This is a genomic window from Streptomyces sp. NBC_00212 (genome assembly GCF_045206365.1).
GTDB lineage: Bacteria > Actinomycetota > Actinomycetes > Streptomycetales > Streptomycetaceae > Streptomyces.
The window spans coordinates 4,394,146-4,415,921 of the sequence record NZ_CP108115.1 but is presented as its reverse complement, the minus strand read 5'-3'; the positions used below and the strand labels follow the sequence as shown (position 1 = coordinate 4,415,921).

At 69.3% G+C, this 21,776-nt stretch carries 26 protein-coding genes, 1 tRNA gene and 1 pseudogene; 15 read left to right on the top strand and 13 right to left on the bottom strand.

What is annotated here, in order from left to right; translation table 11 throughout:
- The first annotated feature begins 144 nt into the window (after positions 1-144).
- On the top strand, positions 145-2,178 hold the full coding sequence (gene pknB / locus OHA17_RS20295) for a Stk1 family PASTA domain-containing Ser/Thr kinase (protein WP_406507760.1): 2,034 nt from the start codon (positions 145-147) through the stop codon (positions 2,176-2,178).
- A 113-nt stretch (positions 2,179-2,291) separates the two neighbouring features.
- Here the strand turns inward: pknB and OHA17_RS20290 are convergent, their stop codons facing one another.
- The 6 genes from OHA17_RS20290 to OHA17_RS20265 form a co-directional block, all read right to left on the bottom strand.
- A complete protein-coding gene (locus OHA17_RS20290; protein WP_398874433.1) occupies positions 2,292-3,032 on the bottom strand; it encodes a class E sortase in 741 nt (246 codons plus the stop codon).
- A gap of 26 nt (positions 3,033-3,058) precedes the next feature.
- On the bottom strand, positions 3,059-4,204 hold the full coding sequence (locus tag OHA17_RS20285; protein ID WP_406507759.1) for a class E sortase: 1,146 nt from the start codon (positions 4,202-4,204) through the stop codon (positions 3,059-3,061).
- On the bottom strand, positions 4,201-4,839 hold the full coding sequence (locus OHA17_RS20280; RefSeq protein WP_053724738.1) for an aminodeoxychorismate/anthranilate synthase component II: 639 nt from the start codon (positions 4,837-4,839) through the stop codon (positions 4,201-4,203). Before OHA17_RS20280 ends, OHA17_RS20285 begins: the two co-directional genes overlap by 4 nt.
- A complete protein-coding gene (locus OHA17_RS20275) occupies positions 4,836-5,015 on the bottom strand; it encodes a hypothetical protein (RefSeq protein WP_053724737.1) in 180 nt (59 codons plus the stop codon). Before OHA17_RS20275 ends, OHA17_RS20280 begins: the two co-directional genes overlap by 4 nt.
- A gap of 68 nt (positions 5,016-5,083) precedes the next feature.
- Positions 5,084-5,767 carry a class E sortase gene (locus OHA17_RS20270; RefSeq protein ID WP_406507758.1) on the bottom strand — a complete coding sequence of 228 codons (684 nt, stop codon included), beginning with the start codon at positions 5,765-5,767 and terminating at the stop codon, positions 5,084-5,086.
- Positions 5,768-5,789: 22 nt separating this feature from the next.
- Entirely contained in the window at positions 5,790-6,569 is a 780-nt protein-coding gene (locus OHA17_RS20265; RefSeq protein WP_406507757.1) for a DUF881 domain-containing protein, read from the bottom strand.
- A 137-nt stretch (positions 6,570-6,706) separates the two neighbouring features.
- Between OHA17_RS20265 and crgA the strand changes: the two genes are divergently transcribed.
- Positions 6,707-6,961, top strand: a complete 255-nt coding sequence (gene crgA / locus OHA17_RS20260; RefSeq protein ID WP_053724735.1) for a cell division protein CrgA — start codon at positions 6,707-6,709, stop codon at positions 6,959-6,961.
- 277 nt (positions 6,962-7,238) lie between these two features.
- On the opposite strand, the gene OHA17_RS20255 is transcribed toward crgA, so the two are convergent.
- Together OHA17_RS20255 and OHA17_RS20250 are read right to left on the bottom strand one after the other, a co-directional pair.
- Complete coding sequence (locus tag OHA17_RS20255; protein WP_406507756.1) at positions 7,239-8,126, bottom strand: rhomboid family intramembrane serine protease; 888 nt, start codon at positions 8,124-8,126, stop codon at positions 7,239-7,241.
- Between the two features lie 85 nt (positions 8,127-8,211).
- Positions 8,212-8,745: a peptidylprolyl isomerase gene (locus OHA17_RS20250; protein ID WP_406507755.1), complete on the bottom strand. Its 534-nt coding sequence runs from the start codon at positions 8,743-8,745 to the stop codon at positions 8,212-8,214.
- 304 nt (positions 8,746-9,049) lie between these two features.
- Here OHA17_RS20250 and OHA17_RS20245 point away from each other — a divergent pair, with 304 nt between their 5' ends.
- Positions 9,050-9,754: a DUF5324 family protein gene (locus tag OHA17_RS20245; protein WP_398874422.1), complete on the top strand. Its 705-nt coding sequence runs from the start codon at positions 9,050-9,052 to the stop codon at positions 9,752-9,754.
- Positions 9,755-10,105: 351 nt separating this feature from the next.
- Here OHA17_RS20245 and OHA17_RS20240 read toward each other — a convergent pair.
- Positions 10,106-10,178, bottom strand: a tRNA-Ala gene (locus tag OHA17_RS20240).
- 152 nt (positions 10,179-10,330) lie between these two features.
- On the opposite strand from OHA17_RS20240, the gene OHA17_RS20235 reads away from it, so the two are divergent.
- A complete protein-coding gene (locus OHA17_RS20235; RefSeq protein WP_053724731.1) occupies positions 10,331-10,879 on the top strand; it encodes a transcriptional regulator in 549 nt (182 codons plus the stop codon).
- A gap of 30 nt (positions 10,880-10,909) precedes the next feature.
- The gene (locus OHA17_RS20230; protein WP_406507754.1) at positions 10,910-12,262 is read left to right on the top strand and encodes a serine/threonine-protein kinase; all 1,353 of its coding nucleotides are present in this window, start codon (positions 10,910-10,912) and stop codon (positions 12,260-12,262) included.
- Positions 12,263-12,271: 9 nt separating this feature from the next.
- Here the strand turns inward: OHA17_RS20230 and OHA17_RS20225 are convergent, their stop codons facing one another.
- Together OHA17_RS20225 and OHA17_RS20220 are read right to left on the bottom strand one after the other, a co-directional pair.
- Positions 12,272-13,564, bottom strand: coding sequence for a hypothetical protein (locus tag OHA17_RS20225; protein WP_406507753.1), 1,293 nt, complete (start codon positions 13,562-13,564; stop codon positions 12,272-12,274).
- Positions 13,565-13,701: 137 nt separating this feature from the next.
- The gene (locus OHA17_RS20220; protein ID WP_003958712.1) at positions 13,702-13,836 is read right to left on the bottom strand and encodes a DLW-39 family protein; all 135 of its coding nucleotides are present in this window, start codon (positions 13,834-13,836) and stop codon (positions 13,702-13,704) included.
- Positions 13,837-14,058: 222 nt separating this feature from the next.
- On the opposite strand from OHA17_RS20220, the gene OHA17_RS20215 reads away from it, so the two are divergent.
- The gene (locus OHA17_RS20215) at positions 14,059-14,487 is read left to right on the top strand and encodes a DUF6344 domain-containing protein (protein ID WP_406507752.1); all 429 of its coding nucleotides are present in this window, start codon (positions 14,059-14,061) and stop codon (positions 14,485-14,487) included.
- A gap of 372 nt (positions 14,488-14,859) precedes the next feature.
- Here OHA17_RS20215 and OHA17_RS20210 read toward each other — a convergent pair whose 3' ends face one another.
- Positions 14,860-15,765: a LacI family DNA-binding transcriptional regulator gene (locus OHA17_RS20210; protein WP_406507751.1), complete on the bottom strand. Its 906-nt coding sequence runs from the start codon at positions 15,763-15,765 to the stop codon at positions 14,860-14,862.
- Positions 15,766-15,861: 96 nt separating this feature from the next.
- On the opposite strand from OHA17_RS20210, the gene OHA17_RS20205 reads away from it, so the two are divergent.
- Positions 15,862-16,650 carry a GntR family transcriptional regulator gene (locus tag OHA17_RS20205; protein ID WP_406507750.1) on the top strand — a complete coding sequence of 263 codons (789 nt, stop codon included), beginning with the start codon at positions 15,862-15,864 and terminating at the stop codon, positions 16,648-16,650.
- Positions 16,651-16,653: 3 nt separating this feature from the next.
- The gene (locus OHA17_RS20200; RefSeq protein ID WP_406507749.1) at positions 16,654-17,415 is read left to right on the top strand and encodes a glycosyltransferase family 2 protein; all 762 of its coding nucleotides are present in this window, start codon (positions 16,654-16,656) and stop codon (positions 17,413-17,415) included.
- Here the strand turns inward: OHA17_RS20200 and OHA17_RS20195 are convergent.
- A pseudogene (locus OHA17_RS20195) lies at positions 17,402-18,161 on the bottom strand (GntR family transcriptional regulator). The gene OHA17_RS20200 and the pseudogene OHA17_RS20195 sit on opposite strands and share 14 nt — an antisense overlap.
- Before the next feature lie 29 nt (positions 18,162-18,190).
- On the opposite strand from OHA17_RS20195, the gene OHA17_RS20190 reads away from it, so the two are divergent.
- From OHA17_RS20190 to OHA17_RS20160, 7 genes are all read left to right on the top strand, one after another.
- On the top strand, positions 18,191-18,343 hold the full coding sequence (locus OHA17_RS20190; protein ID WP_406507748.1) for a hypothetical protein: 153 nt from the start codon (positions 18,191-18,193) through the stop codon (positions 18,341-18,343).
- A 330-nt stretch (positions 18,344-18,673) separates the two neighbouring features.
- Positions 18,674-18,874 carry a hypothetical protein gene (locus OHA17_RS20185; protein WP_406507747.1) on the top strand — a complete coding sequence of 67 codons (201 nt, stop codon included), beginning with the start codon at positions 18,674-18,676 and terminating at the stop codon, positions 18,872-18,874.
- A 6-nt stretch (positions 18,875-18,880) separates the two neighbouring features.
- Positions 18,881-19,396: a UTRA domain-containing protein gene (locus tag OHA17_RS20180; RefSeq protein WP_406507746.1), complete on the top strand. Its 516-nt coding sequence runs from the start codon at positions 18,881-18,883 to the stop codon at positions 19,394-19,396.
- Positions 19,397-19,443: 47 nt separating this feature from the next.
- Positions 19,444-19,833, top strand: a complete 390-nt coding sequence (locus OHA17_RS20175; RefSeq protein ID WP_406507745.1) for a hypothetical protein — start codon at positions 19,444-19,446, stop codon at positions 19,831-19,833.
- Between the two features lie 185 nt (positions 19,834-20,018).
- The gene (locus OHA17_RS20170) at positions 20,019-20,342 is read left to right on the top strand and encodes an NAD-dependent epimerase/dehydratase family protein (protein ID WP_406507744.1); all 324 of its coding nucleotides are present in this window, start codon (positions 20,019-20,021) and stop codon (positions 20,340-20,342) included.
- A 390-nt stretch (positions 20,343-20,732) separates the two neighbouring features.
- A complete protein-coding gene (locus OHA17_RS20165; protein WP_406507743.1) occupies positions 20,733-21,185 on the top strand; it encodes a hypothetical protein in 453 nt (150 codons plus the stop codon).
- 42 nt (positions 21,186-21,227) lie between these two features.
- Positions 21,228-21,737, top strand: coding sequence for a hypothetical protein (locus OHA17_RS20160; RefSeq protein WP_406507742.1), 510 nt, complete (start codon positions 21,228-21,230; stop codon positions 21,735-21,737).
- Positions 21,738-21,776 lie beyond the last annotated feature (39 nt).

The following is a 21,776-nucleotide window of genomic DNA, read 5'->3' as shown; positions in this document are numbered from 1 at the left end:
ATCACACGTGCCCTGTACCGGTCCGGTATCAGGTGGCGGTCGCGAGCTGATCGGCTTGCGGTGCCCGGTAGCGTATGCGCGAACAGCACACCGCCGGACCACCCATGGGTACGGTCGGGACAGACGGAGAGGGCTGGATTAGCTATGGAAGAGCCGCGTCGCCTCGGCGGCCGGTACGAGCTGGGCCAGGTGCTCGGCCGTGGTGGCATGGCGGAGGTCTACCTCGCGCACGACACCCGGCTCGGCCGCACCGTCGCCGTGAAGACGCTGCGGGCCGACCTCGCCCGCGACCCGTCCTTCCAGGCCCGGTTCCGCCGTGAGGCCCAGTCGGCCGCCTCGCTCAACCACCCGGCGATCGTCGCTGTCTACGACACCGGCGAGGACTACGTCGACAACGTCTCCATCCCGTACATCGTGATGGAGTACGTCGACGGTTCGACCCTGCGTGAGCTGCTGCACTCCGGGCGCAAGCTGCTGCCCGAGCGCACCCTGGAAATGACCATCGGCATCCTCCAGGCGCTTGAGTACTCGCACCGCAACGGGATCGTCCACCGCGACATCAAGCCGGCGAACGTCATGCTGACGCGCACCGGCCAGGTCAAGGTCATGGACTTCGGCATCGCCCGCGCCATGGGCGACTCCGGCATGACGATGACGCAGACCGCCGCCGTGATCGGCACCGCCCAGTACCTCTCCCCGGAGCAGGCCAAGGGCGAGCAGGTCGACGCGCGAAGCGACCTGTACTCGACGGGCTGCCTGCTGTACGAGCTGCTCACCGTCCGGCCCCCCTTCGTCGGGGACTCGCCGGTCGCGGTGGCCTACCAGCACGTACGCGAGGAGCCGCAGCCTCCCTCCAACTTCGACGCCGAGATCACGCCCGAGATGGACGCCATCGTCCTGAAGGCGCTGGTCAAGGACCCCGACTACCGCTACCAGTCGGCGGACGAGATGCGCGCCGACATCGAGGCCTACCTCGACGGTCAGCCGGTCGCCGCGACCGCCGCCCTGGGCGCGGTCGGCTACGGCAACGGCAACGGGTACAACAACGGCTACGGCAACGACCAGCCGACGACCGCGCTGCGCCAGGCCGACCCGGGTGCGGGCCAGACCTCGATGCTGCCGCCGGTCAATCCGGACGACGGTGGCTACGGCTACGACGACCGCCCCGACCGGCGCCGCCAGAAGAAGTCCCACACCTCGACGGTCCTGCTGATCCTGGCGGGCGTCCTGGTGCTGGTCGGCGCGATCCTGATCGGCAAGTCCGTCTTCAGCGGCAACGCCGACAGCACCTCGGTGAGCGTGCCGAACCTCGTCGGCAGCAGCCAGGGCGACGCGGAGAAGCTGGCGACCAACGCCGGGGTCAAGATGTCCGTGACCAAGAACGAGCCGTGCGCGGACCAGCCCAAAGGCAACATCTGCACCCAGGACCCGGCGAACGGCAACATGAAGAAGGGCCAGACCGTCTCGGTCACCGTCTCCACGGGCGCGCCCAAGATCGAGGTCCCGGACGTCACGCAGAAGGACAAGGACAGCGCCACGCAGCTGCTCCAGAACAAGGGCTTCCAGGTGAAGACCAAGGAGGTCGAGTCCAGCGCGACGCCGGGCACGGTCGTCAACCAGGACCCGACGGGCGGTTCGCAGGCGGAGAAGAACTCGACGGTCACGCTTCAGATCGCCAAGAAGCAGACCACGAAGATGCCCGATGTGACGGGTTCGGACTACAACACCGCGGTCCAGCAGCTCAGTGCCCTCGGCTTCACGAACGTCTCCCGCCAGGACGTGGACTCCGCGGACAAGCCGCTCAACCAGGTCGTCTCGATGACCCCGACCGGCAACACCAACCAGACCAAGGACGTCCAGATCGTCCTGAAGGTCTCCAAGGGCCCGCAGAGCCAGACTCCGCCCGGCGGCCAGGTGGCGATTCCGCAGGGTCTGGTCCTGAAGACCGTGAAGAACGCCACGCAGATCCTGAACGACGCGGGCTTCAGCAACATCCAGTTCGCACCGGGCAGTTCGAACGACGAGAAGGCACACGTCACGATGGTCACGCCCGGCTCGGGCACCATGGTCGACCCGAACCAGCCGGTCACGCTGACGACGATCGGCGGGTCCCAAGGCCAGGACGGCGGGGGCAACTTCCCGTTCGGCGGGCCCTCCGGTGGCGCCCCGCTGACCTAGTCGGCCACCGCGCCTCGGCACTGAGCCCCGGCACCCTCACAGGGTGCCGGGGCTCAGTGCCGTACTGGCTCGGTCTCAGCGCCGTACAGGCGGTGGCGTAGCAACTCGGCGTACTACTTGCGCAGTTCGGCCGGCGGGGTGCGCTTGGCGTCGACCTTCTCGGTGCGCACCAGCTCGCCCCACACGATGTAGCGGTACTTCGAGGTGTAGACCGGGGTGCAGGTCGTCAGGGTGATGTACTGGCCGGGCTTCTTGGCGCCCGACTCCTTCGGGACCGGCTGCAGGACGTCGACGTTGTACTTCGACGTCTCGGTCAGCTCCGCGAACACCTTGTAGACGTACCAGGTGTCCTTGGTCTCGAAGACGACCGGATCGCCGGTCTTCACCTTGTCGATGTTGTGGAACTTGGCGCCGTGGCCGTCCCGGTGGGCGGCGAGCGTGAAGTTGCCGTTCTTGCCCGCGCCGGGCAGCGTCGCTTTGACCGGGTCCGTGTAGTAGCCGGCCACACCGCCGTTGAGGACGTCGGTGTCGGTGCCCTTCTTGACGAGCACCTCGCCGTTCTTCATCGCCGGCACGTGCAGGAAGCCGATGCCGCCCTTGGTGTCGAGGGCGCCCGGGCCGGTGGACGCCGCCCAGTCGCGGCGTACGCTGTCGCCCTGCGCGGACGCCTCGCGGTCGGCCATGACGTTCGTCCACCACAGCGAGTAGACGACGAAGAGGCCGAGCACCAGGCCCGCGGTGATGAGGAGTTCGCCGAAGACGCTGATGACTCCGGCGACGGCGCCGCGGCCGCGCCGGGCCGGAGCAGGTCCCGGCGTGCCGGTCCGCTCGTCGTGGTCGGTTCCTGTCGCCACCGCACCCGCCCCTGCTGTCCGTTCGGTCATTCCACGAGCGCGTCGGGCTTGCCCTTGCTGCGCGGTCGGTCGTCGACCATCTTGCCCCACACGATCAGCCGGTAGGTACTCGTGAATTCCGGCGTACATGTCGTCAGTGTCAGATAGCGGCCGGGCTTGGTGAATCCGGATCCGACGGGGATCGGCTTGAGCACCGACACGTTCGCCGGCGAGGTCTGCGGGAGCTCGCTGGTGATCTCGTAGGTGTAGTACGCGTCCTGCGTCTCGACGACGACCTTGTCGCCCGCCTTCAGCCGGTTGATGTACCGGAAGGGCTCGCCGTGGGTGTTGCGGTGGGCGGCGACCGCGAAGTTGCCGGTCGCGTCCGCGGGCATGGCCGTCTTGAGGGAGCCCTCGTCGTAGTGGCCGATCATGCCCTTGTCGAGGACCTTCGCCTTGCTGGTGCCCTGCGCGATGGGGGCGACGATGTCCAGCTTGGGGATGTGCATGATGGCGAAGCCCTGGCCGGGCGCGAACGTGCCCGGCTTGCGGCCGTCCGCCCAGTCCTGCGCGATCTTCTTGGCGGCGCTGCCCGCCTCCTGATGTGCGCGGACGTTGGTCCACCACAGCTGGTACGTCACGAACAGGAGCATCACCACGCCCAGCGTGATGAACGCTTCGCCCAGGACCCGGCTGGCGATCACCGCGGCACTGTCCTTGCGCGCCTTGGCCGCCCGCCGCGCCTCGGCCCGGGTGAGCCGCCGCCCGTCCGGCTCGGGAGCGGGAGTGGGGGCCGCGCGTCCCTTGCCCTTGGCGGCCCTGCGCCGCTCGGCCCGCCCTCCGGTGGCCGGCGGGACCGCGGTGGCCGATGGGACCGCTATCGGTTCCGGGACGGGTATCTCCGGCTCGGCCCGGAAGTCCGGCGCGACCGGCTCGGCTATCGGCTCCTGCGCGGGATACCAGTCCTGCTGATAGGCCGCGGGGCCCGGCTCGTAACCCTGCTGAGGTTCCGTCAGCGGCTCGGGGGCGGGCGCCGCCAAAGGCTCGGCCACAGGCCCGGATACGGGCTCCTGTACGGGGGCTGAAGCATCGGGTGGCAGGTTGTCGGCCCGGAACCAGGGCGATCCGTGCCCGCCCGGTGGCAGCGGGTCCGTCAGCGGGTCGTACTCGTGCTCCGGACGCACCGCAGTCACGCCGCGGCCTTGCCCACCACCGGCGCGAGCCCCGCCGACCGCTCGACGGCCCCCGCGTCCCCGCATCGGACCAGCCAGTTGGCCAGCATGCGGTGACCGTGCTCGGTCAGGACCGACTCGGGGTGGAACTGGACGCCCTCGACCGGCAGTTCACGGTGGCGCAGCCCCATGATGATGCCGTCCTCGGTGCGGGCGGTGACTTCGAGCTCACCCGGCAGGGTCGCCGGCTCGGCGGCCAGCGAGTGGTAGCGGGTCGCCGTGAAAGGAGAGGGGAGCCCCGCGAAAACGCCTGTGCCCTGGTGCAGCACCGGCGACGTCTTGCCGTGCAGCAGCTCGGGGGCCCGGCCCACGACGCCGCCGTACGCGACCATCATCGACTGCATACCGAGACAGACGCCGAAGACGGGGACGCCGGTTGCGGCGCAGTGGCGCACCATGTCGACGCAGACGCCCGCCTGTTCGGGGGCGCCGGGGCCGGGGGAGAGCAGGACGCCGTCGAAGCCGTCCTGGGCGTGTTCGAGGGACACCTCGTCGTTGCGGACGACCTCGCACTCGGCGCCGAGCTGGTACAGGTACTGGACCAGGTTGAAGACGAAGCTGTCGTAGTTGTCGACTACGAGAATGCGCGCGCTCACCGGGCTGCCGTCCCCATCCCCTGGTCCACCGTCACGTCGTTGAACGGGAGCAGCGGCTCCGCCCACGGGAAGACGTACTGGAAGAGCACGTAGACGATCACGAGCACCATCGCGAGCGAGATGAGCGCCCGCAGCCACGCGTTGCCCGGCAGATGCCGCCAGATCCAGCCGTACATGCTGTCCCCGCTGTCCCTTCCGACGATCGTTACGGCACCAGACTAAGGGGCCGGGCTGTGGTGTGGGGTCAGCCGTCCAAAGCTGTGGGTTTGCCCTGCGTCACGGGCTGGGTGGAGTCGAGGTGTCCCCAGGCGATCAGCCGGTGGCTGCTGCCCCACTCCGGGTCGCAGGTGGTGAGGGTCAGATAGCGGCCCGGTGAGCGGAACGGCGACTCGGCGGGGACGGGGTCGATGACGCCGACGTCGCTGGGCACGGTCCGGTAGGGCTTGTTGTCGATGCGGTAGGTGTACCAGGTGGTGTCGTCGCGCAGGACGACCGCGTCGCCGGGCCGCAGTTCCGGGAAGTCCTTGAACGGGTCGCCGTAGGTGCGCCGGTGGCCGGCGACGGAGAAGTTGCCCTGCTGGCCGAGCCGGGTGGTGTTGGCGTAGTGGCCGAGGCCCTTCTGGAGGTCCTTGACGGCGGTGCCTTCGAGGACGGGCTTGTGCCACTCCTCGCCGAGCCGGGGGATGTACATGACGGCGAAGGAGCGGCCTTCGGTGTACGCGGGCGGCGGGGCGGCCTTCTGCGGTGCGGCCGGGCGGGGCGGCGGGCTCTGGGCCCACTGCTGCTGCAGGCCGGATATCTGGTCGCTCGCGGCGTTGTCGGCCTTCACGCCGGTCCAGTACAGGAGGTACACGACGAACAGGACGATCAGGGTGCCGACGGTCAGGCACAGCTCGCTGAAGGTCCTCACGACGATCCGCACGGACATCGGAGATGCCCCCTCCCGCGCGCTACTTCACCGGTTTCGCGTAGTGGAGATCCACTGTGCCCGAGTAGGCGGCGAGAGTCATCGTCTTGTGCTCGTCGACTTTCCAGCCGAGCCCGTAGGCCTTCACGTACAGCTGGTAGTTCTGGATCGCCTTGGAGGCGCTGAGCGCCCCGCGCAGCTTCCCGGCGTCCCCGACGGCCGTGATCTTGTACGGGGGCGAGTAGACGCGGCCCTGGAGGATCAGGGTGTTGCCGACGCAGCGCACCGCGCTGGTGGCGATCAGGCGCTGGTCCATGACCTGGATGCCCTGGGCGCCGCCCTGCCACAGCGCGTTGACGACGGCCTGCAGGTCCTGCTGGTGGATGACGAGGTCGTTGGCCTGCGGGGCGGGGTAGCCGGGGGCTGCGGTGGCGTTGGGCGGGGCGTCGTTGAGCGTGACGGTCAGGCCCTTGCCGGAGACCGGCGCGGTGCCCGAGGCGTCCTTGAGTCCGTTGAGGAGCTGGTCCTGGGCCTTGGTGGAGCCGTCGTCGCGCTGGGCGAGCGCGTCGACGTCGCCGCGCAGCGCCGCGGTGGAATCGCCGAGTTCCTTGTTCTTGTGGTCGCGCTGTTTGATCAGGTCGGACAGCTTCAGGAGCGACGCGTCGGTGCGGATGTTGGTGCCCTTGGCCGTGTTGAAGCTGGTGACGAAGATGAGGCCGGCGAGCGCGAACACGGCGGCGGAGAGCAGCCGTACGGGGCGGGCGCGCAGGCGGCGCCGGGGCTGCTCGGGGACCCCGTCGGGGGAGTCGGCAGAATTGCTCAACGTACCCTTATCTCCTTCAGCGCCACGGAAGCACTACGCTAACGGACGCTTGGGGGAGGCTTCCCCCGCAGTCCAGTCCCCCGGCGCCGCCACAGTTCCCTGCGCGGTCACGCAGCGCATCGACAGGAGAGTTCCTCGTGCCGAAGTCACGTATCCGCAAGAAGGCCGATTTCACGCCACCGCCCGCGAAGCAGGCGACCGCCATCAAACTGGGCAGCCGCGGCTGGGTGGCCCCGGTGATGCTGGCGTTCTTCCTCATCGGGCTCGCCTGGATCGTCCTCTTCTATGTGACCGAGGGCGACCTACCGCTCAAGGCGCTCGGCAACTGGAACATCGTCGTCGGCTTCGGCTTCATCGCGGGTGGATTCGGCGTGTCCACGCAGTGGAAGTAGCGCTGTTCGCGTAGGGGCGGGAGCGGCGAAAGCAAGCTCTGCCCCCAGTTATCCACAGCGCTATCCACGGGGAGTGGATAACTCAGACGATCTGTGGATAACTTCCGGAAGGTTGACGCCGGTGTGACTGGTTCCGCGGGCCTCCACAGCCCATACGCCCCTTGCCCCGCCTGGAAAGACCCAGGTCAGGAGCGAGGGGCGCAGGCGTTCCCCATCCGGTGCACAAGTTCGAGCACTCGCTGTGGACAACTCTGGGGAAAGCTCGTACCCGTTGTGGTCAGGTGAGCTGCGTGGTGCGGATCACCACGATGACGGCCGAGACCGCGAGCACCAGCGCACAGGTCCCCCACTGCGCGAGACCGCGCCGCTCGGCCGGGGCGTGGACCATGCCGATGCCGACCAGGACGCCGGAGACCAGACCGCCCACGTGGGCCTGCCAGGCGATGCCCGACCACGCGAACGTGATGATCAGGTTGACCACGAGCAGCCCGATGACCGGCCGCATGTCGTACTTCATCCGCCGCATCAGCACCGCCATGGCACCGAACAGGCCGAAGATCGCGCCGGATGCGCCGAGCGAGGGCTCGTTGGAGGCGGCGAGCAGATACGTCAGCGCGCCGCCCGCCAGGCCCGACACGAAGTACAGCGCGAGATAGCGGGCCCGGCCGAGCGCGGCCTCCAGGGGGCCGCCGAGCCACCACAGGCTGAGCATGTTGAAGGCGATGTGGGCGATGCCGCCGTGCAGGAACATCGAGGTCAGCAGGCGGTACCACTGGCCCTCGGCGACACCCTGCACACCGTCGAAGCCCGGGATGCCGGCCCGGCCAAGCAGGAAGAACGCGTCGGTGAACCGGTACCCGACCGTCTCCTGCACCAGGAACAGGGCGACGTTGATCCCGATGAGGAGCTTGGTGAACAGCTGCGGGTCGCCCGCCGCCAGGACCCCGCCGGCCAGCGTGCGCGGCTGGTTCGCGGTAGGGGCGTGACCGGTGCCGGAGCCGGAGCGTACGCATTCGGGGCACTGGAAGCCGACCGACGCGCTGATCATGCACTCGGGGCAGATCGGGCGCTCGCAGCGGGCGCAGCTGATGCCCGTGTGCACCCCGGGGTGCCGGTAGCAGCTGGGCAGGTCGGCCTGCCGCGCCTGATCCTCGTCCTGGTTCATCGGGCTCCCTCGTCCTCGTGCAGCAGCTCCGCCCCGCTCGTCATACGGACGGGCGGGGCGGAAAGGTTCCCTGCGGAGCCGGAGATCAGCCTTCGCGGGTCTCCACGACGACCGACTGGATGACCACGTCGTCGACCGGGCGGTCGGTGCGCGGGTTGGTCTTGGCGGCGGCGATGGCGTCCACCACCTTGCGGCCCGCGTCGTTCGAGACCTCGCCGAAGATGGTGTGCTTGCGCGTCAGCCACGCGGTGGGCGACACGGTGATGAAGAACTGCGAGCCGTTGGTGGCCGGGCCGGCGTTGGCCATGGCAAGGAGGTACGGCTTGTCGAAGCCGAGGTCCGGGTGGAACTCGTCGGCGAACTCGTAGCCCGGGCCGCCGGTGCCGTTGCCCAGCGGGTCGCCGCCCTGGATCATGAAGCCGCTGATCACGCGGTGGAAGACGGTGCCGTCGTACAGCGGGTCCGTGGACTTCTGGCCGGTCGCCGGGTTCGTCCACTCGCGCTCGCCCTTGGCGAGTTCCACGAAGTTCTTGACCGTCTTGGGTGCGTGGTTCGGCAGGAGCCGAATCTCGATGTCGCCCTGGTTGGTCTTCAGGGTGGCGTAAAGCTGCTCGGCCACGATCTGCCTTCCTTAGAGGTCTGCGCTGACGTCCCACGATCCTCGCACGGACCGCACCGGCGAACGGGAAAGCGCCCGGTTACCGACAGATACCCGCTGAACGGTCCCGTACTGCCCGCAACCGTGGCATTGTCGACGGCAAGCTCCCTCCAGTATTGCGCCCCGCACCGCGCCCCCAGGTGCTTCGAACACTCGATGCCCACCCGGATGCCTTTGAGCACATGCCGGGTACCCGCAGGACAGGCATGATTTCGAGATGGGTGGAAAGGCGACATACCGAACCGCCACCAAGGAGGAGGATCACGTGACCCGCATGGAGAGCGTGCGCGCCGCGACCGGAACGGCGAAGGAGAGCGTGCTGCACGCCGCGGAAGTGGTGGCGCCCTACGCCGACTCGGCCAGGCAGCAGGCCGCACAGTATGCCCAGCACTACGCCCAGGAAGCGCGCGTCCGCGTCGCGCCGAAGGTGTCGAAGGCCGCGGCCCAGGCCCGCACCCAGGCCCGGCAGCAATACGACGTCCACCTCGCGCCGCGCGTTCCGGCGAGGGTGGACGAGGTGGCCCACCAGGCCGCGGAGCGCTCGCGCCGGGCCGCCCGGCAGGCCGCCGACTACGCCGCCCCGCGCGTGGAACAGGCGGTCGCCGCCGCCCAGCCGCTGCGCGAGGAGGCCATGGCGCGGTCGGCGGCGGCCCTGGCGGCGCTGCGCGGGCAGGTGACGACGCAGGAGATCGAGAAGCTCGCGCGCAAGCACCGGCGCCGGGCCACGGCGGCCCGCGCCTGCAAGGGCCTCGCGATCCTCGGCATCCTGGCGGGCGGCGCGTTCGCCGCGTGGCGGTGGTGGGACAAGCAGGCCAACCCGGACTGGCTGGTCGAGCCCCCGGAGCCGACCGAGGTCGCCGACCGCCCCCCGCTCACCTCCGTGGACGGCAGCGCGACCGACGCCCTCGACCCCGAGGTCCAGGCCAAACAGGCCGCGGAAGAGGCAGCGGAGCGCGACGAACGGCACTGATCAGAACTGAGCGACACCGACTGGAACCGATCGGAACCGATCGGCACGAAACGCGGCGGACGCCCGGCGGCCTGTTGAGGCCGCCGGGCGTCCGTCTTGGCCGCGCTGCCGTCAGGCCCGCTGCTTTCCGGCCCGCACCAGGCACCAGGCGCCGCCGCCGACGCCCCAGACCACCCGGCCGGCCGAGGCCCGCTCGCTTCCCATCCTCAACTCACCTACGCCACGTGGAGGTTCGACGTCCGCCTTCACGACATCGCCAGGCTGCGTCCCCTCCCGACAACCAAGATCGTCCCGGGCACGAAAAAGGTCCCCTGACTCGCGTTTCCGCCGGTCAGGGGACCTCTGGTGATGTGGAGCCTAGGAGATTCGAACTCCTGACATCTGCCTTGCAAAGGCAGCGCTCTACCAACTGAGCTAAGGCCCCGGATGAGGTGGTGCGGGACCAGAGTACCGGGTGGAACCGGGGATCTCGCAAAAGGATTGGGACTCCCGGTGAACGACCACTCTCCGTAAGATGCTCGTCGAGGTTCGCACCCGTGAAGCGGCCTCAATGGGGAAGCGATGGGGAGACGCGCAATGGACACAGCACAGCAGGAAGCGACCGCCAGAGCCAGGGAGCTTCAGCGGAGCTGGTACGGGGAGCCGCTGGGGGCGCTCTTCCGACGGCTGATAGACGACCTCGGGCTCAATCAGGCCCGGCTCGCCGCTGTTCTGGGGCTCTCGGCGCCCATGCTGTCGCAGCTGATGAGCGGGCAGCGCGCCAAGATCGGCAATCCGGCCGTTGTGCAGCGCGTCCAGGCGCTCCAGGACCTGGCGGGGCAGGTCGCCGACGGCAGTGTGAGCGCCGTGGAGGCCACCGACCGGATGGAAGAGATCAAGAAGTCCCAGGGAGGCTCGGTGCTGACCAACACCGGCCAGACGACGTCCAGTTCGGGCGCCCCGACGGTACGTCGTGTGGTGCGCGAGATCCAGTCGCTGCTGCGTTCCGTGGCGGCCGCGGGCGACATCATCGACGCCGCCGAGACCCTCGCCCCCGCCCACCCCGAGCTGGCAGAGTTCCTCCGGGTGTACGGCGCGGGTCGCACCGCCGAGGCGGTCTCGCACTACGAGTCACACCAGAGCTGACAACGGTCCGATCGATCCTGGGGGCATCGGGTGGGCGAGGTCTTCGCCGGTCGGTACGAGCTGGTCGACCCGGTCGGGCGGGGCGGGGCCGGAGCTGTCTGGCGCGCCTGGGACCGGCGCCGGCGCCGCTATGTGGCGGCGAAGGTGCTCCAGCAGAGCGATGCCCACACCCTGCTGCGGTTCGTCCGCGAGCAGGCCCTCAGGATCGACCACCCGCACGTGCTCGCACCGGCCAGCTGGGCCGCCGACGACGACCAGGTCCTGTTCACCATGGACCTGGTCGGCGGCGGCTCGCTGGCCCATCTGATCGGCGACTACGGGCCGTTGCCGCCCCGGTTCGTGTGCACCCTGCTCGACCAGCTCCTGGCCGGCCTCGCCGCGGTCCACGCGGAGGGCGTCGTGCACCGCGACATCAAACCGGCCAACATCCTCCTGGAGGCCACCGGAAGCGGCCGCCCGCATCTGCGGCTGTCCGACTTCGGCATCTCGATGCGCAAGGACGAGCCCCGCCTCACGGAGACCAACTACGTGGTGGGGACGCCGGGTTACTTCGCGCCCGAGCAGATGATGGGCGCCGAACCCGACTTCCCGGCCGACCTGTTCGCCGTCGGTCTGGTCGCGCTCTACCTCCTGGAGGGCAGCAAGCCGGACGCGCGGGCTCTCGTCGAGTACTTCGCCGCCCACGGCACTCCCGGCGCCCCTCAGGGCATCCCCGAGCCCCTCTGGCAGGTCCTCGCGGGGCTGCTCCAGCCGAACCCGCAGAACCGGTTCCGCACGGCCACGGGGGCGCGCAAGGCGCTGGCCTCGGCGGTGGAGCTGCTGCCCGAGCAGGACCCGGACGAGGAGCCCGTCGAAGTCTTCGACCAGATCGGCCCCCTGCCCCCCGGCTTCGCCGAGCAGGGCCCCGAAAACCCGGCCCCGTCCCCGTCCCCGGAAACGTCCGCCTCCTTAAGGAGGGAGGGCGTACGGCAGCAGGACGGACAACAGCCGGACATGCACGGGCGCATGGAGCAAGGCCGGCCCCAACAGACCGGGCAGTCGCGGCAGTTCACGTCCGGGCCCTCGCCATCCGGCCAGATGCCTTCGCTCCCCGTCCCCGACGCCATCCCCCCGCCCCCGCAGCAGCCCCCCACTCCTCCCACGGCGGCCCCCGCACACATCCCTCCGCAGTACGAGCAGACGCCGCCGACGCCCGCGACGACCCCGTACACGGCGCCGTACCCCAATGCGGCCGTGCCACCCCAAGTTCCCGTCCGGGGAACCTCTTTCGTGCCCTCCGCACCACGGCCTCGGCCGGGGCCGCCCGCCAAGGCCGTGGTGCCGGTGCTCCTGGTGGCGCTGGCGTGTTTCGCGGTCGGCTTCTGGGCGCTGACGCGGATCTGAGGGTCCGGGCTACCAGGCGCTGGGCGGTCCGAAGCCCTGCGGCCCCGGGGCGGCCGCGCGCCTGCGGGCGACCAGCGTCCACACCCCGAGCCCGGCCACGAGCACCGTGCCCGTGCCGATTCCGAGGGCGGCGACAAGTTTCATCGAGCTGTCGCCGGCAGAGGAACCGCCCGCCCCGAAGTCGGGCGCGCGGCCCGCATAGGCCGGACCGGCCGTCGCCCCGCCCCGTACGGTCAGCCGCAGCGTCAGGTCGTACGGCGCGTTCCCGAAGGTCTGCCCCACCTCGGGACTGAGGGAGACGGCCAGGTAGTAGGAGCCGCTGACCCTCATCGCCGAGGTCTCGTCGGTGGTCGAGTAGCGGTTCTCGTACGCGACCGGCGCGAGGGGGTCGAGCGCGGCCTCCTTCTGCTTTCCGTCGTACGGCGCCGACGCCCCGGAGACGAAGCCCCGCGCGGGGTTGTAGAGCTGGAGGGAGAGGGCGGTGCCGATGTAGCCGTCCTTGGCGGCCGACACGCTGCCCAAACCTCCGCTGGCGAAGAGTTGCCGGCCCCAGTCGAGCGGGACCCGGTAGAAGAGCGTCTCGCCCGGCCGGATGGCGTCCTTCCACTGCCCCTGCGACAGGGCGGTCGCATCGTGAAAGCCGGTGCCGCCATGGGCTCGGCGCGGGGTTGCGTCCTGCGGAGCCGGTGACGCGGAGGACCAGCCGGAGGGCGCCGTGCTCGGCCCGGCCCCGCTGCGGGTGGGCTCGGTCGTGTAGCTCAGGTCGAGCCCCCAGTCCGAGGGCGTGGAGGTCGCATCGCTCTCCCGCTCGACCACCATGTAGTAGGTGCCCGGCTCCTGACAGGTCGACAGGCTCTTGCGCAGGGCGCGGTAGGCGTACGCGGCGATGGGGTGCGGGTATTGCGCCGAGCCGATCGAACGGCGCTGGGAATCGCAGTCCTCGCCGTCCGCGTCCTGGAGCGACACCTTGATGGAGTCGCCGTAGGCGAGCTTCGCGCCCGCGGGCCCCGGCAGGGCGACCGCCGACGCGTAGGCGTCGTTCTCGCCGTCCAGAATCAGCCGGAAATAGAGCTTGCCACCGGGCTTGATGACCGACCTATAGGCGGTGTCGGCCTTCAGGACCGGCCCGTCGGTGTTCTTGGCACCCCCCGACACGTCCTGCACGCCGTCGGGAAACCGGTACGGAGGCGGCTGCCCGGCCGCGTGCCCGGGCCCCGGCGCCGCCAGGAGCACGCCGAGCGCGGCGATCGCCGCCCCGATCCGCCGTGCCGTCCGCCGGGACCTGCTGTGCCTCGTCCTCACGTCGCCCCGCCCCACCTTTGCCCTCGCAAGTCAACTATTTGCTCACGTGAACTCAACAGCGCCCGGGACGTCCCCCGGGACAGCACGAAGCCCCGGCCACCTCAGTGGCCGGGGCTTCGCAACCGGGTCTTTCGGTCTCACACACCCGAACCTGCGGGCACGGAGTCGGTCGCCTCCGTCCACAGATCCTGCTCGGCGCGATCCGCCTGGATCTGGCGGTACACGAGGAGCCCGCCGATGGCGGCCAGTGCGACCAGGAGAAGCTTCTTCACCGCGCGACCTCGTCTTTCCTTGACGTAAGGGACCTCTGTCGCCCGACTATACACACCGATCGATATCAATCGGTGATGCTCCATCCGTGTGTAGTTCATCGGAAGATCCGGCGATACGGTGCGTCGCTCCTCGCCTCCCGCATGCCTCCCGCACATCATCGGATACAACGCAATTCGGGCAAGCCATCAGCACACACTGCTTACGGAAGAAGCGAGGACGTCATGGCAACCAGCAAGCTCACGACCTGGTGGACCGCACTCATCGGGGCGCTCGTCGCCCTCCTCGCCTCCCTCGGCCTGGCCGGCCAGGCCGCCGCCGCCCCCGCGGCTTCCGTACCCCAGCACAGCGCGACGTACAACCGCAGCGAACCGGACATCCCCGTTGCACCGGCCGTGCATTGGGCCGTGCCCGCCGCATCCGCCCTGCCGCCCACCATGAAGCAGCGCATCCGCGCCGAGGCCCACGGCGCCTCGCCCTCCTCGCGCCACCGCGCCGACGACCGCGACTCGGCCGACGACCCGTCCGACGACCCGTCGGCGCCTGGCGGCGACACCGGGGTGGAAGCCCCCGACAGCCCGTCGGCACCCGGTGGCGACACCGCCGCGCAAGCCCCCGACGACTCGGCCGGGGCCGAGGGCCCTTCCCGCTGATCCCACCCCGCTCTGCCCGAGCTGCGAGCCCGGCAACTCCCCCGAGTTGCCGGGCTCTTCGGTGTCCCCGGGGCCATGGGCTGCACGGATTCGGATTCCCCGCTGTCCGGGCCCGCGCGCCCCGCGCCCTCGCCGTGCACCACCCGGCCCGCCCGGTCCCGGCGCACACCACTGCCGTACGGTCCGCAAGGCGCCCGAAGCCGGGACCACGACCGGCCCCTGAGCAACCGCACTCCGCCCCCGCGAACGCCGAAGACCCCCGGGCTTTCGCCTCGGGGGTCTTCGGCACTGTGGGGCTAACAGGATTTGAACCTGTGGCCTCATCCTTATCAGGAATGGCCTTGCCTCACTTCTGGCAGGCATAAGGCCTGTTCAGAGGCCAGTTCTCCCATCTGGCACTGATCGTTTGGGAGAAGTTGGGGAGAAAAGCTGTGCTGCACGTGCCACGAGCAGCGCGTCCAGGACGGCCACAGACGACCGTGGACTCAGCGCCAGCCGGGCATCGAGCGACGCCTCCCAGTTGCGCGTCAGCCCCTCCACGAGCCGCATCCGCATCTCGTCCGAGACATGGCAGTAGCGGGCGGAGACCGAGCCGTCGATGTGGCCCATGCGCTCATCCAAGAGGACCTTGGGCGTCCCCATCTCCTCCATGCGCATCCGGTGCGAGTGCCTGAGGCCGTGGTCCACGAGCCCCGCGGCGATGGGGAGCCAACAGCAAGTAGCCCGTGCTGCGGATCCCCTTCCCTGCACCAGCGTGCCCGGCATCCAGGGGTCCGCCTGGATGGGCACCGGGTCACCGGGCCGTTCCTCCGTGTCCCGGTACTTCCCGTGTGCGGCCGGATAGAAGATGCGCGACCCGAAGGCCGAGCGGCGCCAGTGGGCCGCGGTCTCCTCCGGCGTCTTCCCCCTTATATAGCCGAGTTCGGCGATGCCCTCGATCACCCGTAGATGCGTCTCCGCGGTGACCACCTCCGGGTGGTTCAGGACGTTCGACACCGTGCCCGTGCTGACGGCGGCGAGCTTGGCCACGTCCTTCAGCGTGGGCCCTCCGCCCCGGCCCCATCGACGTTTGGTGCCGAAACCCCTGTAGACGAATGCCTTGCCATGGCACGGGCAAGGCGTCGGACTCGTACGAACGACGTGGTCACGCACAAGGGAAGTCAGGAACTTGGGGGAGTCCAGCGTGCGATAGCTGTCGTCCTTGGGCGGACACAGGAGGAACTCACCCGAGTCGAGTTCGACGAGCTGCTGTTCCACGCGAATGGTCTCGTCCCGCACGAAGGCCGGCTCCAGGCCCACCATCACCTCCACTCGTCAAGACCTCTTTAGGAGTCATATGCTGAGTCGCGTCGGACAACGGATCGGTGAGCACCCATGGCAAAGGCATACGAGCGGATCGCGGACGAGCTCCGCGCGGAGATTCGCGCAGGTCAGCTGAACCCTGGCGACCGCTTGCCCGCCGAGTCGGCGCTAGTTGAGCGCTTCGGCAAGAGCCACGTGACGATCCGAGAGGCTCTGCGCGTGTTGCAGACCGAAGGGCTGATCGACAAACAGCACGGCCGCGGTTCTTTCGTCCGTCGCCCGCGCACACTGGTGCAGCGCACGAACAGTCGGCATCAGTGGGAGAAGGACCGTGCGCGCAAGCCCGAGGAGCAACGGGTCCAGACCGGCGCCACAGAGAAGGACACCGGCCTCGCAGTCAACGACCTTGTGTTTCATGCCTCGTACCGCGAGATCAAGGCGCCCAAGGATCTCGCCGAGGCAATGGGAGTGCCCGAGGACACCGTTCTGGTTGAGCGCACGTATCGCACGCGGTACAACGCCGAGCGCGCGCCGTTCAGCTTGGTCACCTCGTATCTGATCCGCGAGCGGGTCGAGAGCAACCCGGACCTCCTGGACGAGACCAAGGAGCCCTGGCCGGGCGGCACCTGGAACCAGCTCTACACCGTGGGCATCGAGATCGATCGCGTGGAGGAGCGCGTGACCGCTCGACCGCCGACGGCGGAGGAGGCAGAGGAGCTCGACCTCCCGCCCGGCACATCGGTGCTGATCCTCAGAAAGACCTCGTACGACACCGAGGGCCGCGTTGCGGACGTATCCGACGTCACGCTTCCCGGCGACCGCACGGAAATGCTGTTCACGACTCACTTGGAAAGGTGGTGAGCCGTGAGCCGGCGCATCATCATCGTCACGGCTGTTCACGCCCCGTCGGCGCACTTCCTGGCCGACGCCTACAAGTCGCTATGTGAGCAGGAGCTCCCCGAAGGGTGGGAGTGGCACTGGCTCATCCAGGAGGACGGCATGGGCGACGAGGTTGCCCCTCACGTCCCCAACGACGAGCGGGTCTCGTTCCGGCAAGGGCGTCGTGGCGGCCCCGGAGTCGCTCGCACCATCGCTCTCGCCCGCGCCGACGGCGAGTATGTGAAGGTCCTGGACGCCGACGACCAGCTTCCCCCGGGCGCGCTCGCCCGTGACCTCGCGGCGCTCGAAGGCGACCCGTCCCTTGGGTGGGCGACCTCCCGAGTACTCGATCTGCTCCCCGACGGTTCGACGGTCGGCTTCCCCGGCGACCCCGACCACGGCCCGATCGAGCGCAAGGCCGTGGTCGACTACTGGGCGGCGCACGACTACCGGGCTCAGGTGCACCCGGCAACGCTCTTCATCCGTCGCGATCTGCTTGTTGCGCTCGGCGGCTGGATGGCGCTCCCGGCCTCGGAGGACACGGGCCTTCTCCTCGCGCTGAACGCCGTGGCGCGGGGTTGGTTCTCGTCGGAGGTGGGGCTCCTCTACCGCAAGTGGGAGGGGCAGGCCACCGGCCAGGCCGCACACACCGACGCCACGGAGCGGGACGCGCGCATGGCCATTGTGGAAGCACGGGCGCGCGCGCTGGACCACTTCCAGTGGCGCTACCCGATCAGCGCGGGCTGATCGGGACCTCGTACTCGATCGCGCACCCGGCAGCGGGCACCACGATGTCCGCAGTCTCGACCGCACGGCCTTCGTCGCTGTAATACGTGCGCTCGATACGAGTGACCAGCGCACCGCGCTGAACGCCGAGGAGGACAGCCTCCTCGGCGTTTGCGTGTCCGGGCTCAGTCCGCTCCCTGGCCCGACTGACCGTGACGCCGATCTCGGCCATCCGGCGCACAACACCCTTCCCCGCGAGCGGGCCACCGTCCGGCATGACGACGAGCGTGCCGCCGGTCAGGCTGTACGGCTCCCAACTCGTCGACAGATGCGAAGGCTTGCCGTCCACGAGGTACTCGTACGCGGTCCGTACGCAGTAGTCCCCCTCGGGGACGCCGAGGCGAGCGACGATGTCCGCAGGCGCCGGGACCATCGCGTCGCTTCGGGCCCCCCACGTGCCCTTGAGGCCGAGCGCGGCCACGTCCGCGCGGAACGGCGATTCCTGCTGCTCCCGCTCCTGCCCCCGGACCATCAGCAGCCGATTTCGCGGGTGAGCGACATAGGTGCCGGCTCCGGATCGGCCCTCCAGGACGCCTTTCGCGATGAGCGCCTCTTGCGCACGCCGAATCACGGCCTCGCTCACCCCGCACCTTCGCGAGTTGCGAACGCGGCGGCAACTGATCGCCCGGTGACCATTCCTGATCCGCAATGCGCTGTCCGAGCACGTCAGCGACACAGCCTTGCGGCGCGCCTTTCCACCGCTGGATTCAGTCCGCGCCTCCAGGACCACATCGCCATGGAGGTGCAGGTGCCGGACACGGTCTCCACGGACCGGTGGCTGGAGCTCCTCACCTTGCTGGCGACCGCTGACCGGTGGGGTCTCGACAGCAGCGAGGAAGGCCGTACCGCAAGGGCGTTCGTACAGAAGAACGCCCCCGCAACGACCTAGATCGTCCGGTACGACGAACTGGATCACCTGAGGGCATGGCCATCAGCCATGAGGGAGCTGAAGCGTGTTCGAGCGTATCCGCCGCATTGCCACATGGGCCAGACAGCGGCGCCACCCCGCAGCACCGATCGTTTATCCGCCGGTCCGGGCCGTCCTCCCGGAGCCGCCGCGCCTAGTCGCGCTGAGGCACGCGGAGTTCATCCGTGCCGAGGAGAACGCCATAGTCCGCCCGTACGTCCTGGCCGCGGAAGGGCGCCTGCGTCGGCGGTCATCCCGGCGCCCAAGGGTCCTCTTGATCTGCCCACGCGACTTCTCCGTGGGGGTCAGCTGATGTCGTCGCGACTCCATCCCGCGCCGGCGAGCGGGACAAAGCGCTACGCGGCAATCACGACCGGCGTCACGGCCTTCAAGGCGATCAACCTCGCCGAACTCACCGGAGTGGCCGAGCAGTTGTGCTTCGCCACCGAAGAGACCTTGACCATGCCCTCCCAGACTCGACTGTCCGAGACCCGGACCGTCAGGAATTGGTGATCCCCTATGGCGACGAACCGCTACTCGCACATCGCCGACGCCATCCGGCGCCAGATCACCACCGGAATCCTCTCCGCCGGTGACCGTCTTCCCGCAGAGACCGAACTCGCGGCTCACCTCCGGGTACCTCCGGCGACCCCGCTGACCGAGTACGTCTACCTCGGTTCCTACGACGCTTTCCCCTGCAGCCTCGCGCGTGTCTACGTGCCGTGTGATGTCGCGGATCTCGGGGTGCCGGGAGAAGGCCACTCTCCGTTGGGTGACGATATTCGGGACCGGCTCGCCGAGGCCGGGGTCCATGTGGCCAACACCGTCTCCCGTGTGACAGCACGCGTTCCCGACTCCGAGGAGGCCTGGACACTCCGGATCGGCACGGGCACCGCCGTCCTGGCCATCGAGCGGGTTTCGACGGATACCTCGGGTCGGGTAGTGGAGGCCGCGCTCCTGGTACTCCCTGGCCACAGCTCGGAAACTGTGTTTGCCGCAGCTGCCTCGGTCGGCGAGACGGAGGTGGCGGGATGACCGGCGAGTACCGCTCACCCCTCACGCCACGTGGGCAAGGAGCCGGCGTGCATGTCGTAGCCGACGACGAAAGGGAGATCTCGACCTGGCTTGCCGGGACTCTGAATATCCCCGAGCAGGCCTACGTGGAGTGGCAGCAGGGGCACATCGCTCTGCTGGCGCTCGGACGCCGGTTCTCCGCGGTACGACTCTCCCAGGACCTCGTCCAGGCGGTGGCCGAGAGCGCCCACCACGAGGTGGTCTCGGCAGTGATGAAGGAGGCCCTGCGGGGCCCGTTGATTCACGATCCACAGGGCCGCCACTACTACGCCCTGGTGCGACCGAGCGAGCCCCCTGCCGACCTCGGGCCGCACGCCAAGTACCTCGGCCTCGGGTCCTACATCGGTGTGCCCCGGGTCGGTGACGACGAGCCGGCGGAGTACGGCTTCAGCTACTGAACGGTGCCGGTGGAGTGGCCGGGCGCGCTGTGCAACGCGCTCCAGGTCGCCGCGATCATCTTCGTCGGCCAGACCAAGCTCGCCGAAGGGGCCGAGGGCTGAACCAGCCCCTCCAGATACCCCCGGGAGGCGCTGGCTCCCGTCTCCCGGGGGTAGCCCCACCATCCCTTTTCCGAGGAGGCACTATGCACCACGACGACCTACTCCACTCGCCGGCCGGCTCGACTGTGCTGGTGACCGGCTGCGCCGGACTGATCGGCAGCCGCATCACCCTGCGCTTACGGCAGTTGGGCGGCACGCCCATCGCCCTGTGCACGCTGGACGCCTACCCGCCACACATCTACCGGGATCTGTTCGACGTCGACGCCACCGACCCGGACGTGATCCCGGGAGACATCAAAGACACGGCTCTGGTCAACTGGATCATGCCCCGCTGCGACTACGTGATCCACGCCGCGGCCCTGGCCGACGTCGCCGCGTGCACCCGCCGGCCGCGCAGCACCCCGTGACCGCAGATATCCACGTACGGGTACGACCGAACGTCAGAGTTGGCCACTCTGAGCGTGCTAGTCGGCCACTGACGTAAGGGTGATCGCCTGGTCTCTGCCGTCAGTGGATCGGGCGACTGCGTGCCGGGCCCAGCTGTTGTCGACGGTGTGGCGGCGCCGGCCTTCCGGAGGCATCGCCGCGGAAGGTGTAAGGGCTGCCCGCGCGCGGCGCAGGAGTGGAGGGCGGGCGTCGCTCGTTCGGCGCGCAGCGTGGCACGAATCCTCCCGGTGCCCCCCTGTGCGCCGGGGTGGCGTCGATACCGTCTGTCCTATATTCACTACACATCGTTATGGCGCCTGGATCTGTTCGTAGCCGCAGGCCCAGTGGGATGAAAGGAAACGGCCACTGACATGACCGACGACATCAGCAGCCCTCACGCTGAGCAGTGCGGCTCGGGGCGGCCGGGGAACCGTAAGCGCCGTGTCCTGCGGCTGGCCGTTGCACTGTCGGCGCTGGCCGTCAGTGTCCTGCTCACGACTGGCGCCGCCCCGGGCCGGCATGCCGGGGCCGACCTCACGTGCACCTCGATCGGCCGCACCTTTCAGGACGGCAACACCATCTCCGGCTCCGGCTCCATCGTCTCGCCGTGCAGCGGCGGGGCGACGCTCGTGATCCAGCGCTCGCGCTGGTACGGCTGGGAGGACATGGCCACCGTGAACTTCAATGGGCGGCATTCCCAGACCATCACCTACAACTGCGCGGGTACTGGCGTCCACGACTTCCGCACGTACATCAACTCGCAGCACGCAGACGGCAGTTATGAGTTCCACGAGTCCAACCACATCAGCGCGAACTGCGGCTGACGTCCTGCGTGTCGCGTCTTGGGACGCGTGAGGGGAGATTCAGTGCCCATCGCCTCCGCCACTGCCCGGCGTCGTGTCATCCTCACGGCCGCCACCCTGCTGGCCCTGTCGACAGCCTCCGCCGCCTCGGCCTCCCCGGGGCCCCTCCGGCCCGCCTCGGCCAACGACGTCGCCGTGTGCACCGCCCAGATCGACAACCCGCACTTCTCCAACGGCGCGGGCAGCGTCATCGTCAAGGCCCGGATGAGCTGCCGCACTGACGGCAACGTTCCCACTGTCAGCCTCCGGGTGTGGGGCACACTCGGCTACGTTGGCGGCGGTTCGCCCGGCCACCCTGCACAGGGACCGCCCGGCACTGCCGCGACCTCCGACCAGACCCAGACCGTGCCGACCAACGGTCAGCAGGTGACGTACTACACGCCGGTGCCGGACGATCCCAAGAAGATCACGGCGGCAGGCACGTACGTCGGCTCGGTGACCTTCCAGATCGTCTCCCCGGCCCTTGGCACCGTGGGGCGCCAGCAAGGGAATTACGTCTACGTGCAGAGGTGACCGGCCCGCAACAGGCCGCTCCCACGCCCGCGGTCGGGC

What these genes read in the sequence shown, in the direction of transcription:
- OHA17_RS20275 (WP_053724737.1), bottom strand. Translation starts at nt 5,015, where the DNA reads ATGTACGGCTGGATCTGGCGGCATCTGCCGGGCAACGCGTGGCTGCGG.
- OHA17_RS20185 (WP_406507747.1), top strand. Translation starts at nt 18,674, where the DNA reads ATGTCGTCGCGACTCCATCCCGCGCCGGCGAGCGGGACAAAGCGCTAC.
- OHA17_RS20255 (WP_406507756.1), bottom strand. Translation starts at nt 8,126, where the DNA reads ATGAACCAGGACGAGGATCAGGCGCGGCAGGCCGACCTGCCCAGCTGC.
- OHA17_RS20215 (WP_406507752.1), top strand. Translation starts at nt 14,059, where the DNA reads ATGGCAACCAGCAAGCTCACGACCTGGTGGACCGCACTCATCGGGGCG.
- OHA17_RS20165 (WP_406507743.1), top strand. Translation starts at nt 20,733, where the DNA reads ATGACCGACGACATCAGCAGCCCTCACGCTGAGCAGTGCGGCTCGGGG.
- OHA17_RS20180 (WP_406507746.1), top strand. Translation starts at nt 18,881, where the DNA reads ATGGCGACGAACCGCTACTCGCACATCGCCGACGCCATCCGGCGCCAG.
- pknB (WP_406507760.1), top strand. Translation starts at nt 145, where the DNA reads ATGGAAGAGCCGCGTCGCCTCGGCGGCCGGTACGAGCTGGGCCAGGTG.
- OHA17_RS20270 (WP_406507758.1), bottom strand. Translation starts at nt 5,767, where the DNA reads ATGTCCGTGCGGATCGTCGTGAGGACCTTCAGCGAGCTGTGCCTGACC.
- OHA17_RS20235 (WP_053724731.1), top strand. Translation starts at nt 10,331, where the DNA reads ATGGACACAGCACAGCAGGAAGCGACCGCCAGAGCCAGGGAGCTTCAG.
- OHA17_RS20205 (WP_406507750.1), top strand. Translation starts at nt 15,862, where the DNA reads ATGGCAAAGGCATACGAGCGGATCGCGGACGAGCTCCGCGCGGAGATT.
- OHA17_RS20190 (WP_406507748.1), top strand. Translation starts at nt 18,191, where the DNA reads ATGGAGGTGCAGGTGCCGGACACGGTCTCCACGGACCGGTGGCTGGAG.
- OHA17_RS20170 (WP_406507744.1), top strand. Translation starts at nt 20,019, where the DNA reads ATGCACCACGACGACCTACTCCACTCGCCGGCCGGCTCGACTGTGCTG.